Source organism: Flavisphingopyxis soli, assembly GCF_007995095.1.
GTDB classification, from domain to species: domain Bacteria; phylum Pseudomonadota; class Alphaproteobacteria; order Sphingomonadales; family Sphingomonadaceae; genus Flavisphingopyxis; species Flavisphingopyxis soli.
Map to the genome: position 1 here is coordinate 213,962 of NZ_VOPY01000001.1, position 15,827 is coordinate 229,788.

Sequence of the window (15,827 nt, forward strand, 5' to 3'; positions counted from 1 at the left end):
CATGAGAATCAGTATTATAATAGCATATTTTTTATTACTGCTAGCGCTAAGCGGTTGCAAGAACATTGTCTTAGAAGTGAGTGACAATAGAGCATTTATTAATGCCGATGGCGACATATTTATCGATGTAAAGATTAATATAGATTCTCTAGTTAAACTTAATGAGAGCGGGGAAGCCCTGTACCTAAATGTCTTCGAATGCGATAGCGGACAAAATGGGGGCTATTCCTTCCCACTCGTGAGTCGTGAACCAGTAGAATTGGTGGCTGGCTCCGCTTGGATGAGGTTTGCCATTAATCATCCTTCAAATTTAAAAGAAGATGGTGCATGCGGATATTTATCCAGCGAGGGTTATAGCTTAGATTCATTCTCGTCGGACGTTTTTACTATGCATCTAAAAGCAGAACTCGCTCAATGATGGTCGATGTTGGTCAGTGTGGCACTGTCAAAGTAAATGCACCTGGCGGCAAGGAGCAGCGGTTGGGTTATGGTTTGTTTCATGCCTCGACCACGCAAGCCTGCCAGCCCTTTCCGCTATTTCAATTCGTCGCCTGAGATTATCCGTCTGGTGATGTATGTCCGGTTTCCGTTGTCGCTGCGGAACGTCGAAGATCTGCTAACCGGGACCCAAACCAGGGACGCGAATTTTCAATGACCCAACTACGGGCAAGCCTGTAGTTAAGCCTTGGCCTCAAGATCCTCGAAAAGGAGGCAATGGTTCTGGCGTGCATCCTGGAAGCAGGTTTCCAGATGGCACGCCTTTAAATCCGCAGGGTGGAAACCGAAGCGGTCTTATTGTGACTGGCATTCTAGCCATAGGCGCGGTTGCATGTGCATTGGCAGAACCCTGTGGAGCAATTTTTGGGACGGTGCTCACTCCTGGCAGCCTTACCGCTGCTGGGGCTCAATAGGTGTGATATGGCTCATTTGAACGAAGAAAATGCTCTAGGATTATTTGCCAAGGCATGCGAAGCGGAAGAAAATGGAAACATTTACAAGGCAATAGAGATTTATCAAATATTAAGTCGCCCTGGTTTTACGCCAGCCGTGATAAATCTTGGAAACTTATATGATGATAAATTAAGTCCTCCTAATCCGAATATGGCTGTTGCTTTATATAAAAAGGCGGTAAAGTTAGGCGACGCTGTCGCCGCCTACAGCCTTGCTATACACTATAGAAATTTTGGAAGCAAAAGGTGGAGTAGATACTAAATGGAAAAATCTGCTGCCATGGGCTATGAGGATGCATTACATGAGATATAGAATTAAGACGGCAGTTTACTTCAGCTCTTAATTGTCCTATTTGGGCTAACTGTTCTTCATAGCCTGCCTCCCCCGCATCCTGCTTCCCTGCATTCCGCATCATGTGACGCAGGGCAATCGGCGCAAACGGACATTCTTCGAAAACGACGAATATGATCTGTATCTTGATCTGCTCGCGGATGCGGCGGAGCGGGCGTGGACCGAGATCTGGTCCTATTGCCTGATGCCCAATCACGCCCATGTGATCCTGGTGCCGCGCGACGAAAAGGGCCTGCGCCGCGCCTTTGGCGATCTGCATCGCCGCTACACGGGATATATCAATTCGCGCATGCGCACGACCGGGCATTTGTGGCAGGGACGTTTTAGCTCGGTGGCGATGGACGAAGCGCATCTGGTCGCGGCTTTCACGCAACGGCCATGCCCTAGCCACGCGATTCAGCGGATCAGCGAAGCCCCCGCATAGGGATCATAATTCTCTGGCAGCGGCTTGGCGATTGGTTCTGTCGCCGGGGCGGTCGCGACGACTGCACCACCGCCACTCCATTCCCGCGACCCCAACAACCCCGCGACGATCGCCGGAGCGCCGAACAGCAGGAAGCACCCCGCGACCGCCATCAACCCCCGCCGCCAGTCTATCCGTCCCGAGAGCATCGCAAACCCCACCAGAGCAATGGCGATGACCGCAACCACCGTGGCAAGCGGGCCGAGCATCACATCGCCGATCCAGCGCGCTGCTGAGACCAGCGCGGTCGATCCCGAAGGATCAGAAAGCGACGTTGACTGAGTGAGTGCGATCCTCATTCCGCATCAATAGCTGATATACCTGCCGGCGCTAGTATCAGTAGATTGGAATCCATTCGGCATGTGGGGTCGGCAGCGCTCGCATGGCGCCTAATTACTAGCTCCAAACATCAGGATCTCCTCCGTCCGAATATCCGCCGTACGGCCAGACCTCATCCCAATCATCGTCGTCGCTGCAGTGCACGTAGCCATCGCCATCCTCCCATACTAATATGGGTCCGGTGAGCCCACCCGTATCGCGTCGCCACTGACGGCGAACATAGTCGAGGAGCTGAGATAGTGCGTCCACTTGGTCGTCATGCCTGCTATTGGGAAACGCGAGCAATTCCTTGCGGAACTCGGCGAGCCAATGAGCATCTTCGGGCAACAGCAGCTGACCGGCCTCGACCATGCTGCTGACACCTGCTGCGCGCGAGTATTTGTCGAGCTCTGGTGTGCGGCCAATGGGCTCAGGCACGCCCTGAATATCGCTGCCGCGCAGTGCTTGGATCAGCTGCTGGCCTGACGCCTTGTCCTCGATGAGTAGCGTGCGCGCGTTGTGCGTTTGAGCAAGGTCAATCACCTTGCGAAGCAGGTCTGGAAACTCCAGCTTGCCGCGCCAGACATCGATTACGCGGATCTCCTTGCGGACCTTGCGCACCGTGATGCAGACCGAAAAATCGTTGCCACTCCCTGTTTTGATCGCCGTATCCCACGACTGAATTATCTCACCGTATTCTTCCTCGCCAGTTGTGGGTCCATACGAGAGCAACCAGGCGGTTTTGTACATGTTGCCTTCGGCCGGCATCGGCGACTGCTGATACTGCGCCTCGAAGGCCGCGCTCCCCATCATCGATCTTTGCTCCTCTAGAGTCGCAATGGGCTCGCGCTCCGGGTGCAGAACTTCGCCCTCGTGGCGGCGTTGGACCCCGCCGCGCGCAAGAATGATCGACTCGTCTTGGGTTGCGATGGCGGGGAGCGAGAGATGATCCCATCCACCCTGCTCGAGAAGCATCCCCGATAGATCATTCTCATGAAGGCGCTGCATGACGCACAGGATCGCGCCCGTTGCCTTGTCGTTAAGACGCGAGGCGAGAGTTGACTGGAACCAGTCGTTGACGAAATTGCGCGTGGTTTCCGAATTGGCTTCTTCGGGCTTGATGACATCATCCAGAATGATGATGTCGCCGCCGCGGCCGGTCAGCGTACCGGTGACCGAGGTCGCGAGCCGGCCACCACCGCGCGTGGTTTCAAAATCGTTCGAAGCCGAGCGCACTTTCGAGATCGAGGTGCCTGGGAATATCTCGCGGTACCATGTCGAATCCATGATCGCGCGACAGTCGCGCGCCATCTTGCCCGACAGCTCGTTCGAATAACTCACACACACGAAGTTGAGCGTCGGGTCGCAACCCAGCATCCAGGCTGCCCAGATGACAGAGATGGTTTTCGACTTACCATTACGCGGCGGCAGGTTGATCAGCGACCGGCGTACTTCACCGTGTTTGATACGCTCTAATCGATAAGAGATGGCATCGAGATGCCAGTTCCAGACAAGCAGATCGCCTCCGCTGATCCACGGCCACGCCTTGCGCAGGAAGGCGGTGAAGTCATGACGGCACAGTTCGATAAGCAGGCCCTTGGGGTCTTCCATGGAATAATCATTCATCGTCTTTCTCCTGTTTAGCGCTGGTTGGCGTGTCGGTTTCGATGGCGGGAACGGCGTTCGATGCGGTTAGGGCTCCGCGGCCGAGCAGCTGGTCGAGGATCTGCTGATCCTGTGTCGAAAGGCGCTTGGCCTCCGCGCCCCTGTCTTCGGGTCCGAACACCTGCATAACGAGATCGATCAGCGCCTTGATCGCGCGGACATCGCCAGAAGCCGCGCGCGCGGTAAGGGTCTTGAGCATAAGCTGCTGCTTGGTCCCACTGATCCGCTTGCCGTTCATCTGGATCTCCATGCGCGAGATCAGCTCAGCATGAAGATCGGCTTTCAATCCGCGAGAAGATTTTGGTCGGCCGCGCGGATTTCCCGATTGGCCTTTCTGCCAGCGAGTGTGCTTGGGAGGTCGGCCGTAGCCAACTTCGTCGTCTGGGCTGTCGGCCATGGTTCAGCCCTCCTCGCCTGATCCGGCACGCGCGGCCGCGACTTCGTCGAAGGTCCGTTCGTCGCCAGCTAAGATAGGTTCGATGCCGGCAACCGAGGCGAGGCGCTTGAGAGCAGTGTCGACATAGCCGGGATCGAGTTCGATCCCGGCACCGCGGCGAGCAGTGCGGTGAGCTGCGATGAGCGTGGTGCCCGATCCCAGGCAAGGATCAACGACCAGGTCGCCGCGGTTCGAGCAATCAAGCAGGAAGTCGGCGACGAGCGCGGTCGGCTTGACCGTGCTATGGGCAGCAAGGTCTGCATCACGGCCTTTGCGGAACGTGTTGGCGCCGGCATATTCAACGACGTTGGTTCGGTAACGGCCGGTCTCGCCCAGGCCGAAATTGTTGATGTGTTTTGCCTTGCCCGACTTGAACACGAACACGAGTTCGTGCTGGCTGCGGTAGAAAGCACCTTGGCCCCCGTTGTCTTTTTTCCAGACAACCAGCTGCTTATGCTCGGTGTAGACGCCGTCGGCCGCATCGAGGAGCTCGCGTGCGTGTCTCCAGTCCATACATTGATAATGGATCGAGCCACTGGAGGAAAAGCGCACGCAGTTGCGGAAGATCGCTCTTAGGAATGCGGTAAACTCGGGCGGCGATAATTCCCCTGCGCCGACAACGAATTCGCGATGGCGAACCTTACCATTACCGCTGACGAAACCGTCGATTTTGACGTTATAAGGCGAATCGCAAAACACAAGTGCGGCTTGCTCATCGCCTAGTAGCGCTTCCCAGCTGGCGACCTCGCGGGAGTCGCCGCAGTAAAGCCGGTGCGGACCAATCAACCACAGGTCTCCTTCGCGCGAGACTGGGTCGAGGTCCGGGGCAGGAAGCTCGACCTCCTCCAACTCCTCACCGACATCCTCGGGAATCGTGAAGTCGAGATCCGCAGTGCTGAACCCCGTGATTTCGAGCTCATATCCATCTTCAAACAGGAACGTCAGCTCTTCGCCGAGAAGGTCTTCGTTCCAACCGCTGAGGTCAGCAATACGGTTTTCGGCCAAGGCAAAAGCGCGGCGATCGGCGTCGGTAAGGAACTGGGCGCGGATCACCGGCACCTCGGCTAGCTGCATCTGTTTTGCAGCTAGCCAGCGGCCATGACCCGCTGCGATCAAGCCATCATCATCGACGATGATCGGCACCAGCCAGCCAAAGCGCTCGATACTGGTGGCGATCTGCGCGATCTGTTTGTCGGTATGTGTACGTGCGTTGCGCGGATTGGGCTTGAGAGAATCCGTGGCGACGGTCTCGATCTGGAGATGTGGGGTATCGTCCATGAAGCGCTCCTGTGATGTTGGAGCGCTCCAGTTATCGACCTGTCAGGAACGTGCTAAGGACAATAAATCGGGATATTCGGCTCGAAATGCTCGAGCCTAAGTCCGGGCCGGAGGTCTAATTCACCGTCCTTGGTCGTTGTGGCCCCGTAGCCGGGAAAGAGGTCGAGGAAACGCAGCGGACGGTTCGCATAGTTTAGCCGAGTCTTGCGCACGATGCCGACAAGCTTGGTATTCGTGACACCCTCGCTTGGGTCTTCGAAAACTAGAGCGATGATCGAACTGACCCCCTGCGCAAAGTGCGGTTCATAGACGCTATTCCGATCGCGGCGGGCAAGAACGCGAACGCCGGCGAACTCCTGTATCAGTGCGACGAGACCTTGCACATGTAGTTCAAGATACTGGTCATCAGGACGCCCGCGGCGCGGGTTTAACAATTCGAGCGCTCGTTCAGAACCTTTGCGAATATGCCGCCCGTCAAGCTCACAGCCGTCCTGTTTCGCAAAAAGCCGGGCATGATGAGAAATCACCATCTCTATCTCGTAATGCAACCGCTCTCCGGGAGAGGATGCCTTGCGCTTCCGCCGCATGCCGCGGCGCAGACGCACTAACGAGTTGTTGAACGCGACATTGTCAGAAGGGATCTTCCTAGAGAACTGGTAGCTCTTTTTCAGATAATCGAGGCGAGCAATGAATTCCGCGACAATCTCTGCTTCTCGCACGGGATCGGAAGTTGGGTTTGGAACCCGCGGGAGGTTGGAGGGGTCGTTGGTCGCTGGACGTGGCATATCGGTACTCTTTTCAGCCGCCGCTATAGCTTTAATTCCTTACCTAAGGAAGTTCCCTCTTTGTTCGCCTGTTAATTCCCTGTTCGATCGCGCAGGGAATTCGAAGCTAGAACTACCGCAAATCCTTGGCGTTCGAACGCCGATTATAGGTTGAATGACCGCAACGGGAGGTAAATTCCCTGTAGAATCCCTGCCTTTCAGGGAAAGTGGCAGAGAGACGGGTTCGCTCCGGACTGCGTCGCGCACCATATTTCAGTTTTCTGTCGAAAACCGCGATTTCTCGGGAAGCAAACTGGACAGAGCCGGGCACAGAATGGCTGTTTGTGGGCCGTCAGCGTAACGCCCGGTACTAGCCTGTTCCGCAGCCAATCCGGACGTTCTCCGCCGAGAATTACTGCCTGCCGATGAATTCGAGCGCGCCTGTGTCAAGGTCGTAGTGAGCGCCTACCACCTTCAGCATGTCGCCATCGAGGCCCCTCAGATCTGACATGGCGGTGATATTGGATTCGAACATCCGGTCGATGTCGGCCTTGCGGATGATGAACCGTTCGCCCACACCCGGGTCGAACAGGGTCTCTGGCGGGACACGGCTATACCAAGTGGGTCATAGATCGCGAGCGGCGCCTGTGGGAACGATACGTCGGAATGATAAGCTCCGTCGGTTTATGCGTTGAGGATCAGAAAACCGAGATAGGCGGCGTAGCTGGCCAGCAAGGTGAGCGCCGACAGGCGTGTCACTCCGCGCAGGAAGGCGAGAAGCAGGATCGCAAGCGCGCTTGCCAGCATCAGGCCGATGTCGAGCGGGAGAAGGTCGGTGGGAATTGCGCCGGGGGCCAGCAGCATGGTGGCCCCGCCAATTCCGAGAATGTTGTAGATGTTTGAGCCGACCACATTACCGAACGCGACTTCCATTTCGCCCTTGCGTGCCGCGATGACCGAGGTGACGAACTCGGGCAGTGAAGTTCCGACGGCGACAATGGTAAGACCGATCAGCGTTTCGGTCAGTCCGGCAAGACGGGCAAGATCGATCGCGCCGGTGACAAGCAGCCGTCCGCCGCCGATCAGCACCGCCAGCCCGGCAAGCGTGAGCGCAGCGGGCTTGATCCAGCCATTGGCCTGCGCGTGGAGCGTGGTGTCGGCGAGTTCGAGTGCCTGTCCGCGGTCGTAGGGGGCATTGTGAACCACGTCCGGTTCGGCCAGGCGCTCCTCGCGATAGCACCACGCGATATAGCCGATGAGGCAGGCCAGCAGGACCACCCCTGTCAGAGCGCTGCCAAATCCGGTGGCAGCGAGCAGCAACAGGGCAAGGCTTGCGCCAAGGGCGACACCCGGATCGCGCCACCGGTTCGCTGCCGCGATCGTTATCGGTGCGACCAGTGCCGCTGCACCCAGGATGAGCAGGCTGTTGGCTATGTTGGAACCGACGATGTTGCCCCAGGCGATGGCAGGTGATCCGGACATCGCCGCTTCCACGCTGGTCACCAGTTCGGGCATCGAGGTGCCGAAGCCGACAATAACGAGGCCGACAACGAGCGCACTGACACCGGCTTTCTCCGCCAGCCCGACAGCACCGCGCACAAGCAGCTCGCCGCCGAGGACAAGCAAGACGAGCCCGGCAATGATAAGGCCAATCGTCAGGATCATGCCTTGGAAACTTCGGCGCCGGGGCGCGACGCCCTGCGCAGAACCACCACACCCGCAATTGCGGCGACCAGCGATCCGCTCAGCACGCCCAGCTTGACCGCCGCGATGCTGTCCCCAGCTACGAAGGCGAGATTGCCGATAAACAGGCTCATGGTAAAACCGATCCCGGCGAGGCAGGACAGGCCGTAAACGTGGCGCAGGCTGACCCCGGCGGGCAATGTTGCAAGGCCGCTCTTCACCGCGATCCAGCAGGCACCGAAAATGCCGATCTGCTTGCCGATCACCAGACCGGCAGCGATGCCGAGGGATAGCGGCGCGAGCAGGACATCGAGCCCGGTTCCGGCGAAGGATACGCCCGCGTTGGCGAAGGCAAAGATCGGCAGGATCAGGAAGGCGACCCAGGGATGGAGCGCGTGCTCGAGCCGCTCCAGCGGGCGCTCCTCGCCCGTCGCAATGGGTACGAACATCGCCGTGACCACTCCTGCCAGCGTCGCGTGGACCCCGGACTGGAGCACACAGATCCACAGGAACGCACCGAACAGGAAATACGGAATGGTCCGGGCAACGCCGGCGCGGTTGAGCCCCAGCATCGCTGCCGCCGGCACCAACGCCAGTCCCAGCGCGCCGACATTCATGTTCTCGGTGTAGAACAGTGCTATGATCGCGATCGCACCGATATCGTCGATGATCGCGATGGCCAGCAGCAACGCTTTGAGTGCCACCGGCACGCGGCTGCCCAGCAGCGCGAGCAGACCGAGCGCAAAAGCGATGTCGGTTGCGGCAGGGATCGCCCAGCCGCGAATGTTCTCGGGCGAACCGGCATTGATGGCGACGAAGACCAGCGCGGGCAAGATCATCCCGCCCAGCGCGGCGTAGACCGGAAGCGAAGCCTGCTTCCAGCTGCGCAACTGGCCAGTGACGATCTCGCGCTTCACCTCCAGACCGATGAGGAAGAAGAACAGCGCGATCAAACCGTCGTTGATCCACAGCAGCAGCGGTTTGTCGATCTTAACAAGTTCTCCGGCGTTAAATTCGACCGGCGTGGCCAACAACGCCTGATAGGTCGGCAGCATTGGCGAATTGGCGATGGCAAGTGCGACCGCTGCTGCGACGATCAGCACGATGCCGCCCGCGCTCTCGCTGGCGATGAAAGCGCGCAGGCGCTCGGTGGGGCTAGGCGTGGTCATGACGAAAGAAGCGGCGAACGGTTAGCGGAGGATTGGGGAACGCCTGCCGGTCGCCGCCGCGGGTCAGCCGGGAAGGCCGCGCCGGTAATAATGACGCTGAAGCGCGGTGATCTTGTCCTTCAGGCGCAAGCGGAGGCGCTTCATCGCCTTGACGTCCTCGCTGGCACCGATCGCCTTCGTCGTATCGATCAGGCGGTTCAAGGCACGATGCTCGCGCAGCAGCTTGCGCAGATAGGGTTTCATGATTTTCTCGTCGGGGGACTTATTGGTCATGTTGCTCTCCATCGGTTGATGGGGTGACTATGCGACAGCGCTTTGCGATTATCCAATTCGAAACATTGGCCTCAATCCATAAGAATTGCTAATAGGTCGAAATGCCGACCCTGAAACAATTTTCGATCTTCGCCAAGCTCGCCGAGATCGGCAATATGAGCGAAGCCGCCATCGCTCTGGGGCATAGCCAACCCGCGTTGAGCCAGCAGCTGCGCGCGCTCGAAAGCGAATTGGCGTTAAAGCTGTTCGAACGCGTTCCAAAAGGTATGCAGCTCTCCCCTGCGGGCCGGGCGTTGATCGGTCACGCTCGCGAGGTGTTGAACGCCGTTCGTGAATTCAGCGACGCATCCAACCGCGCGGCCCAACGGTTCGTCGGCTCGATCCGGTTCGGCGTGACCCCGACACTCGGCCCATACCTTATGCCGTCGGTCATCAAGACACTCCACGCTCGCTATCCCGATATGCGCCTGTTCATCCGCGAGGGGATCCCCGACCTCCAGCAAGCGGAAATCGCGGCGGGACAGCTGGACATGATTCTCTCGCCGCTGCCGGTCGCTGGGCACGGGCTGCATGTCGAGCCGCTGTTTCGCGAGCCACTCCATATCGTCGCCCCGACCGACGATCCGCTGCATTCCCGACCGCGCCTGAAGTGCAGGGACTTCGTCGGCAGGACATTCCTTACCCTCGATCACCGGCATCATTACCACCGACAACTCGAAGGCATCTGCAAGGAACTAGGCGGCGCCATACTGGCCGATTACGAGGGCACGAGTCTCGACGCCCTGCAACAGATGGTCGGTTCGGGCGTCAGCCTGGCGGTCCTTCCCGAACTTTATATCCGCTCAGGCGCCGGCGGGCTCGATATGGTCGGGATTGCCGAACCGTCGGGCTGGAATGAATATCGCAGCATAGGCGCAGCCTGGCGATCCTCGGCTGCTTTCGCTGGACTCTACGCGGAAATCGCTGCGATCATCGGCGAGGAGGCCCGCAACAGGCTGAGTGTCGCTGCTGAAAAATAATGCCTTGTTGCAAACAGATCGGAATCGACGTCCGCTTCTGCCGAGGGCCAATCTAAAGTAGTCGCCTCGTTTGCCGACGCAGCTAAGGCAGATTGACGAGGATTCTCCAATGACCTGAGCGCCCATCCCTGCCTTCCATCGGGCACCATTTCATTCCCAACATCGGGCGCCAACCCGAGTTCGATCAGCCGAACACCGCAGTCCCGCTCTTGTAGAGCATATAGGCCGCCACCGCGAAGATAAGTCCGGCGAAGATGCGGCGCAGCGCGCCATCGGTTTGCGCCAGGCGATGCGACAGCGCGGTGCCCGCGAGGCTGCCGGTCAGTCCGCCAGCCACGAAAACCGCCGCCAGCGTCCAGTCGATCAGTCCCGACCAGGCATAGCTTGCCGCAGTCGCGAGGCCGAAGGCGGCGACCGCGACGAGCGAGGTGCCGATCGCACGGATCATCGCCATGCCCGTTGCGGCAATCAGCCCGGGAACGATGAGGAAACCGCCGCCGATCCCGAAAAAGCCCGAGAAGATGCCGGTGCCGAGGCCGAACAGCGGCGTGCGCACGGGCGCGGCCCGCCCGTCACCGACTTCGTCCGACGCGGTCCGGCGACGCAGCATCAGCGCCCCGACGACGATCATCAGAATCGCGAACAGGAACAACAGGCGCTGGCCGTCGAACGCCTTGCCCAGCGTTGAACCGACCAATGCGCCGAGCACGCCCGCACCCGCGAACCACGCGGCTGGGCGCCAGGCGACATTGCCGCGCCGGGCATGGCCCCAGACACCGAGCAGCGCGTTGAGACCGACCGCGAGCGCACTCGTGCCGATCGCGACGTGCGGATCGCGCACGCCGACGAGATAGACGATCAGCGGCGTTGCAAGGATCGACCCGCCGCCACCGACGAGCGCGAGGATGAAACCGACCAGCGCGCCCGAAAACGCGCCGCTGGCGTAAAAAGCGAGATCATAGGTCATGCTGCACGCACCCACATACGGTCATGGACAATCATGCCGACGACCAGCGCGGCGACGAAGACGAGGACCGGCCAGCCGCCGATCAGCAAAGCAGCGAGCGCCGGACCGGGGCAGAAGCCGACCAGGCCCCAACCGACACCGAACATCACCGCACCGACGATCAGCCGCCGGTCGATCGGTGCCGTTTCGGGCACCGCAAAATCGTCGGCCAAGGCAGGCTTGTCGATCGCGCGCAGCCAGCGATAGGCAATGAACGACGGGACCAGCGCGCCGCCCATGACGAAGGCGAGCGTCGGGTCCCAGCGGCCGGCTAGATCGAGGAAGCCGAGCACGCGCGCGGGATCGATCATCGCGCTGAGCGCGAGCCCGGCACCGAACAGCGCGCCGATGGCGAGCGCGACAAACATCCTGACGGTCATAATGGCATCTCCAACAGGTGACGGAGGACAAAGACGGTAACAAAGCCCGCCGCCATGAAGCTGGCGGTGGCGGCGATCGAGCGGCGCGACAGGCGGGCCATGCCGCAAACGCCGTGACCGCTGGTGCAGCCATTGCCGAGCCGCGTGCCGAAACCGACGAGCAGGCCGCCCGCGATCAGCAGCGGCACGCTGGTGGTGACGGTAATGGCCGGCGCTTTGATCACCATCGTGGGCAGCGTCGCGCCAAGCGGCAAGCCAATGATGAAGGCCGCCGCGATCCCGCGCGAAGTTGCACCGCGCGACAGGCCGAGCGCCTGCGCGGACATCCCGCTGACCCCGGCGATACGCCCGAGGAGGAGGAGCATGGCGCCCGCGGCAATGCCGATCATCAGCCCGCCGGCAAGCGCGGTCAGCGCATTGAATTCAGCCATTTTCGACACTCCCGAATGCATTGAGGGGTAGTTTCAAGTAGCGTTTTCCGTTGTCTTCCGGCTCGGGCAGATGCCCGGCGCGCATGTTGACCTGGAGCGAGGGCAGGATCAGCTTGGGCATGCCCAGCGTCGCGTCGCGCGCGGTGCGCATCGCGACAAAGGCGTCTTCATCGACGCCTTCGTGGATGTGGACGTTGCCCGTCCGCTCTGCGCCGATCGTCGTTTCCCACGCGAACATGTCGCGATTGGGCGCCTTGTAATCGTGGCACAGGAAGACGCGCACCGCGTCTGGCAAGCCGAGCAGGCGACGGATCGACCGATAGAGATCGCGTCCCGACCCGCCGGGGAAATCGACGCGTGCGGTGCCGTAATCGGGCATGAACATCGTATCGCCGACGAACAGGGCATCGCCGATCAGATAGGCCATGTCAGCGGGCGTATGGCCCGGCACGTGCAGCGCGGTCAGGACAAGGTCGCCGATCGCCAGCGTGTCGCCATCGGCGAGCAACCGGTCGAATTGCGACCCGTCGCGCTGGAACGCGGTGCCTTCGTTGAACAGCTTGCCGAAGACGTCCTGGACGGTAACGATATCGCGGCCGATCGCGAGTTTCGCGCCGAGCTTTTCCTGCAGCCACGGCGCCGCCGACAGATGGTCGGCGTGGGCGTGGGTTTCGAGGATCCACGCCACGGTGAGCCGCTCGGCAGCGACGTAATCGACGATCGCCTGCGCGCTGAGCGTCGTGGTCGTCCCCGACGCCTGGTCGAAATCGAGGACCGAATCGATGATCGCCGCCTGCCGCGTCGCCGGGTCGTGGACGACGTGACTCGCGGTAAAGGTCGCCTCGTCGAAGAAGCTCTGTACGACCGGGCGGGTCGCGACGTTCGCGATCGCGGTCTGCGCCTGGTCGATGGCGGATTGAAGGACAGTGTCGGTCATGGCTTCACCTCGTTATGGCAATACAGTTCGTGGATGAGCGCGAGCAGTCGGGCGGCGTTGGCATCGGCGATCCGGTACCGCACGACGGTACCCTGGCGATGCGTTTCAACAAGGCCCTGTTCGCGCAGCTTGGCAAGATGCTGCGACATCGCGGACTGGCTGAGGCCGGCGCGCACGCCAAGCTCTCCCGCCGCCAGCTCGCCGGCATCGACAAGATGGCACAGGACGAGCAGCCGCGCGGGATGCGCCAGCGCCTTGAGCATATCGGCTGCAACATCGGCATGCCGGGTCATATCGTCGAGCACAGTGTTCATGCCGACCAATATATAAGGCTGTTCTAAATTAGCAAGTGCTAATGCATAGAGAGGGCGAAATCAGGCCCAGTCGAGGATGACCTTGCCCGATGCGCCCGAGCGCGCGGCGTCGAATCCGGCCTGGAAATCGGTGTGATCCATGCGGTGGGTGATGACCCCCGACACATCGAGGCCCGACGACAGCATCGCCAGCATCTTGTACCAGGTTTCGAACATCTCGCGGCCATAGATCGTCTTGATCGTCAGCGCCTTGAACACGATTTTCGACCAGTCGACCGGCATTTCGCCCGCCGGAATGCCGAGCATCGCGACGTTGCCGCCCATCACCATATTGTCGACAATGGCGTTGAACGCCGACGGGGCGCCCGACATTTCCATTGCGACGTCGAAGCCTTCCTTCATCCTGAGGCTCGCCATCACGTCCTCGAGCTTTTCCTTCGAGACGTCGACCGGACGGCAGTCGGCGACCTTTTCGGCGAGCGCAAGGCGGTTGGGGTTGATGTCGGTGATGACGACGTTGCGCGCCCCGACATGGCGCGCGATCGCGGCGGCAAAGATGCCGATCGGCCCAGCGCCGGTGATCAGCACGTCCTCGCCAACGAGGTCGAACGCAAGCGCGGTGTGGACCGCATTGCCGAGCGGGTCGAGCATCGCGGCGACGTCCATGTCGAGGTCGTCGGGCAATTCGATGACGTTGAACGCAGGGATCGCGAGATATTCGGCGAACGCGCCGGGCCGGTTGACCCCGACGCCCTGCGTATCGGGGTCGAGATGGAAATGGCCGGCGCGCACCGCGCGGCTTTTCTGCCCGATCAGATGGCCCTCGCCCGAAACTCGCTGGCCGATCTTGAGCGGGCGGCGGACGTTGCTGCCAAGCTCGACAATGTGGCCGCCGAACTCGTGCCCGACGATCATCGGCACGGGAATCGTCTTCTGCGCCCATTCATCCCAGTTGTAGATATGGACGTCGGTGCCGCAGATCGCGGTCTTTTCGACGCGAATCAGCACCTCGTCGGGCTTGATATCGGGCACCGGCGCGGTTTCGAGCCAGATGCCCTCCTGCGGCTTGGCCTTGACCAAAGCTTCCATCGTATCGGCCATTAGCTGACTACTCCCAGTTCGCGGCCCACCCTGGTGAAGGCGGCGATCGCGGCATCGATCTGCGCGTCGGTGTGCGCCGCCGACATCTGCGTGCGGATGCGCGCTTCGCCGCGCGGTACGACGGGAAACGAGAAGCCCGTCACATAGATCCCTTCGTCGAGCAATCTGGCCGCCATGTCCTGGGCAAGGCGTGCGTCGCCGAGCATCACCGGTATGATCGGGTGCTCGCCCGGCTTGAGGTCGAAACCTGCTGCCGCCATGCCCTTGCGGAAGCGCTGCGCATTGGCGACGAGCCGCGTGCGCAATTCGCTCGACCCTTCGAGCATGTCGAACACCTTGAGGCTGGCCCCGACGAGGCCGGGAGCGAGCGCGTTCGAGAACAAATAGGGGCGCGCGCGCTGGCGCAGCAGGTCGATGACCTCCTGCCGGGCGCAGATATAGCCGCCCATGCCGCCGCCAAGCGCCTTGCCGAGCGTGCCGGTGAGAATGTCGATGCGGCCTTCGACGCCGCAATATTCGGGGCTGCCGCGGCCGTTTTCGCCCATGAAGCCAGATGCGTGGCAATCATCGACCATGACCAATGCGCCATAGGCGTCGGCGAGGTCGCAGATTGCGCCGAGCTTGGCGATATAGCCGTCCATCGAAAAGACGCCGTCGGTCACGATCAGCTTGGTCCGCGCGCCTGCCGCATCGGCCGCCTTCAGCTGCTCTTCGAGATCGGCCATGTCGCTGTTGGCGAAGCGGAAGCGCCTGGCCTTGCACAGCCGCACGCCGTCGATGATCGAGGCGTGGTTGAGCGAATCCGAAATGATCGCGTCGTCGGCCTCGAGCAGCGGTTCGAATACCGCGCCATTGGCGTCGAAACACGCGGCGAAGGTGATCGAATCGTCATAGCCGAAGAACCTGGCGATGCGTGCCTCGAGCGTGCGGTGCAGTTCCTGCGTGCCGCAGATGAAGCGGACCGAGGCCATGCCGAAGCCGTGATCGCGCGCGGTATCGGCCATCGCGGCGATCAGGTCGGGATGATCAGCGAGGCCGAGATAGTTGTTGGCGCAGAAATTGATCGCGTGCGTCTCGCTGCCATCGGCGCGGCGGATACGGACCTCGGCGCCCTGCGGGCTGGTCATCAGCCGCTCGGTCTTGGTGAGGCCCTGTTCGTCGATTTCGGCGAGCGTCGAGCGCATGCGGGCGTAGAAACCGTCGCGCGTGGCGAGGTCGATCTGGGCGGGGTCTTTGATGTCGGTCATGCGGGCGCAATACGCATTGGCGCGGCGTTCGTCCATGCCTC

Annotated in this window: 20 protein-coding genes and 1 pseudogene; 5 read left to right on the plus strand and 16 right to left on the minus strand. The window is 60.7% G+C overall.

Features of this window, described 5'->3' with window-relative positions; all coding sequences use genetic code 11:
- The first annotated feature begins 1 nt into the window (after position 1).
- The 4 genes and pseudogenes from FSZ31_RS01065 to FSZ31_RS01080 all read left to right on the plus strand — a co-directional run bounded on the left by FSZ31_RS01065 (position 2) and on the right by FSZ31_RS01080 (position 1,726).
- The gene (locus tag FSZ31_RS01065) at positions 2–418 is read left to right on the plus strand and encodes a hypothetical protein (RefSeq protein WP_161595915.1); all 417 of its coding nucleotides are present in this window, start codon (positions 2–4) and stop codon (positions 416–418) included.
- 81 nt (positions 419–499) lie between these two features.
- Positions 500–619: pseudogene (locus tag FSZ31_RS13130) on the plus strand (IS6 family transposase); the annotation flags it as partial.
- A gap of 299 nt (positions 620–918) precedes the next feature.
- Positions 919–1,212, plus strand: coding sequence for an SEL1-like repeat protein (locus tag FSZ31_RS01075; RefSeq protein WP_147121219.1), 294 nt, complete (start codon positions 919–921; stop codon positions 1,210–1,212).
- Positions 1,213–1,366: 154 nt separating this feature from the next.
- Complete coding sequence (locus FSZ31_RS01080) at positions 1,367–1,726, plus strand: transposase (RefSeq protein ID WP_201739095.1); 360 nt, start codon at positions 1,367–1,369, stop codon at positions 1,724–1,726.
- On the opposite strand, the gene FSZ31_RS01085 is transcribed toward FSZ31_RS01080, so the two are convergent.
- From FSZ31_RS01085 to FSZ31_RS01120, 9 genes are all read right to left on the minus strand, one after another.
- Positions 1,699–2,064, minus strand: coding sequence for a TrbC/VirB2 family protein (locus FSZ31_RS01085; RefSeq protein WP_147121220.1), 366 nt, complete (start codon positions 2,062–2,064; stop codon positions 1,699–1,701). The two genes, FSZ31_RS01080 and FSZ31_RS01085, sit on opposite strands and share 28 nt — an antisense overlap.
- Before the next feature lie 97 nt (positions 2,065–2,161).
- Complete coding sequence (terL, locus tag FSZ31_RS01090) at positions 2,162–3,709, minus strand: phage terminase large subunit (protein WP_147121221.1); 1,548 nt, start codon at positions 3,707–3,709, stop codon at positions 2,162–2,164.
- Entirely contained in the window at positions 3,702–4,145 is a 444-nt protein-coding gene (locus FSZ31_RS01095; RefSeq protein WP_147121222.1) for a DUF5681 domain-containing protein, read from the minus strand. The genes terL and FSZ31_RS01095 overlap by 8 nt, the downstream gene beginning before the upstream one ends.
- Positions 4,146–4,148: 3 nt before the next feature.
- Positions 4,149–5,462, minus strand: coding sequence for a site-specific DNA-methyltransferase (locus FSZ31_RS01100; RefSeq protein ID WP_147121223.1), 1,314 nt, complete (start codon positions 5,460–5,462; stop codon positions 4,149–4,151).
- Positions 5,463–5,515: 53 nt separating this feature from the next.
- The gene (locus FSZ31_RS01105) at positions 5,516–6,181 is read right to left on the minus strand and encodes a hypothetical protein (RefSeq protein ID WP_161595917.1); all 666 of its coding nucleotides are present in this window, start codon (positions 6,179–6,181) and stop codon (positions 5,516–5,518) included.
- 457 nt (positions 6,182–6,638) lie between these two features.
- On the minus strand, positions 6,639–6,803 hold the full coding sequence (locus tag FSZ31_RS12765) for a hypothetical protein (protein ID WP_161595918.1): 165 nt from the start codon (positions 6,801–6,803) through the stop codon (positions 6,639–6,641).
- Positions 6,804–6,910: 107 nt separating this feature from the next.
- Positions 6,911–7,891 carry a calcium/sodium antiporter gene (locus FSZ31_RS01110; RefSeq protein WP_147121225.1) on the minus strand — a complete coding sequence of 327 codons (981 nt, stop codon included), beginning with the start codon at positions 7,889–7,891 and terminating at the stop codon, positions 6,911–6,913.
- On the minus strand, positions 7,888–9,078 hold the full coding sequence (nhaA, locus tag FSZ31_RS01115) for a Na+/H+ antiporter NhaA (protein WP_147121226.1): 1,191 nt from the start codon (positions 9,076–9,078) through the stop codon (positions 7,888–7,890). The genes FSZ31_RS01110 and nhaA overlap by 4 nt, the downstream gene beginning before the upstream one ends.
- Positions 9,079–9,141: 63 nt before the next feature.
- Positions 9,142–9,351: a YdcH family protein gene (locus FSZ31_RS01120; RefSeq protein ID WP_161595919.1), complete on the minus strand. Its 210-nt coding sequence runs from the start codon at positions 9,349–9,351 to the stop codon at positions 9,142–9,144.
- Between the two features lie 101 nt (positions 9,352–9,452).
- Here FSZ31_RS01120 and FSZ31_RS01125 point away from each other — a divergent pair, with 101 nt between their 5' ends.
- On the plus strand, positions 9,453–10,370 hold the full coding sequence (locus FSZ31_RS01125; protein ID WP_147121228.1) for a hydrogen peroxide-inducible genes activator: 918 nt from the start codon (positions 9,453–9,455) through the stop codon (positions 10,368–10,370).
- A gap of 184 nt (positions 10,371–10,554) precedes the next feature.
- On the opposite strand, the gene FSZ31_RS01130 is transcribed toward FSZ31_RS01125, so the two are convergent.
- Genes FSZ31_RS01130 through FSZ31_RS01160 form a run of 7 tightly spaced genes read right to left on the minus strand, consistent with a single transcriptional unit; the run spans position 10,555 to position 15,786 of the window.
- Entirely contained in the window at positions 10,555–11,337 is a 783-nt protein-coding gene (locus FSZ31_RS01130) for a sulfite exporter TauE/SafE family protein (RefSeq protein ID WP_147121229.1), read from the minus strand.
- A complete protein-coding gene (locus tag FSZ31_RS01135) occupies positions 11,334–11,756 on the minus strand; it encodes a DUF6691 family protein (protein WP_147121230.1) in 423 nt (140 codons plus the stop codon). The genes FSZ31_RS01130 and FSZ31_RS01135 overlap by 4 nt, the downstream gene beginning before the upstream one ends.
- On the minus strand, positions 11,753–12,187 hold the full coding sequence (locus tag FSZ31_RS01140; protein ID WP_147121231.1) for a YeeE/YedE family protein: 435 nt from the start codon (positions 12,185–12,187) through the stop codon (positions 11,753–11,755). Before FSZ31_RS01140 ends, FSZ31_RS01135 begins: the two co-directional genes overlap by 4 nt.
- Positions 12,180–13,124 carry an MBL fold metallo-hydrolase gene (locus tag FSZ31_RS01145; protein WP_147121232.1) on the minus strand — a complete coding sequence of 315 codons (945 nt, stop codon included), beginning with the start codon at positions 13,122–13,124 and terminating at the stop codon, positions 12,180–12,182. The genes FSZ31_RS01140 and FSZ31_RS01145 overlap by 8 nt, the downstream gene beginning before the upstream one ends.
- Positions 13,121–13,438 (minus strand): ArsR/SmtB family transcription factor, encoded by a 318-nt coding sequence (locus tag FSZ31_RS01150; protein ID WP_147121233.1) that lies wholly within the window; start codon positions 13,436–13,438, stop codon positions 13,121–13,123. Before FSZ31_RS01150 ends, FSZ31_RS01145 begins: the two co-directional genes overlap by 4 nt.
- Before the next feature lie 60 nt (positions 13,439–13,498).
- On the minus strand, positions 13,499–14,539 hold the full coding sequence (gene tdh / locus FSZ31_RS01155; RefSeq protein ID WP_147121234.1) for an L-threonine 3-dehydrogenase: 1,041 nt from the start codon (positions 14,537–14,539) through the stop codon (positions 13,499–13,501).
- A complete protein-coding gene (locus tag FSZ31_RS01160; protein ID WP_147121235.1) occupies positions 14,539–15,786 on the minus strand; it encodes a glycine C-acetyltransferase in 1,248 nt (415 codons plus the stop codon). Before FSZ31_RS01160 ends, tdh begins: the two co-directional genes overlap by 1 nt.
- Positions 15,787–15,827 lie beyond the last annotated feature (41 nt).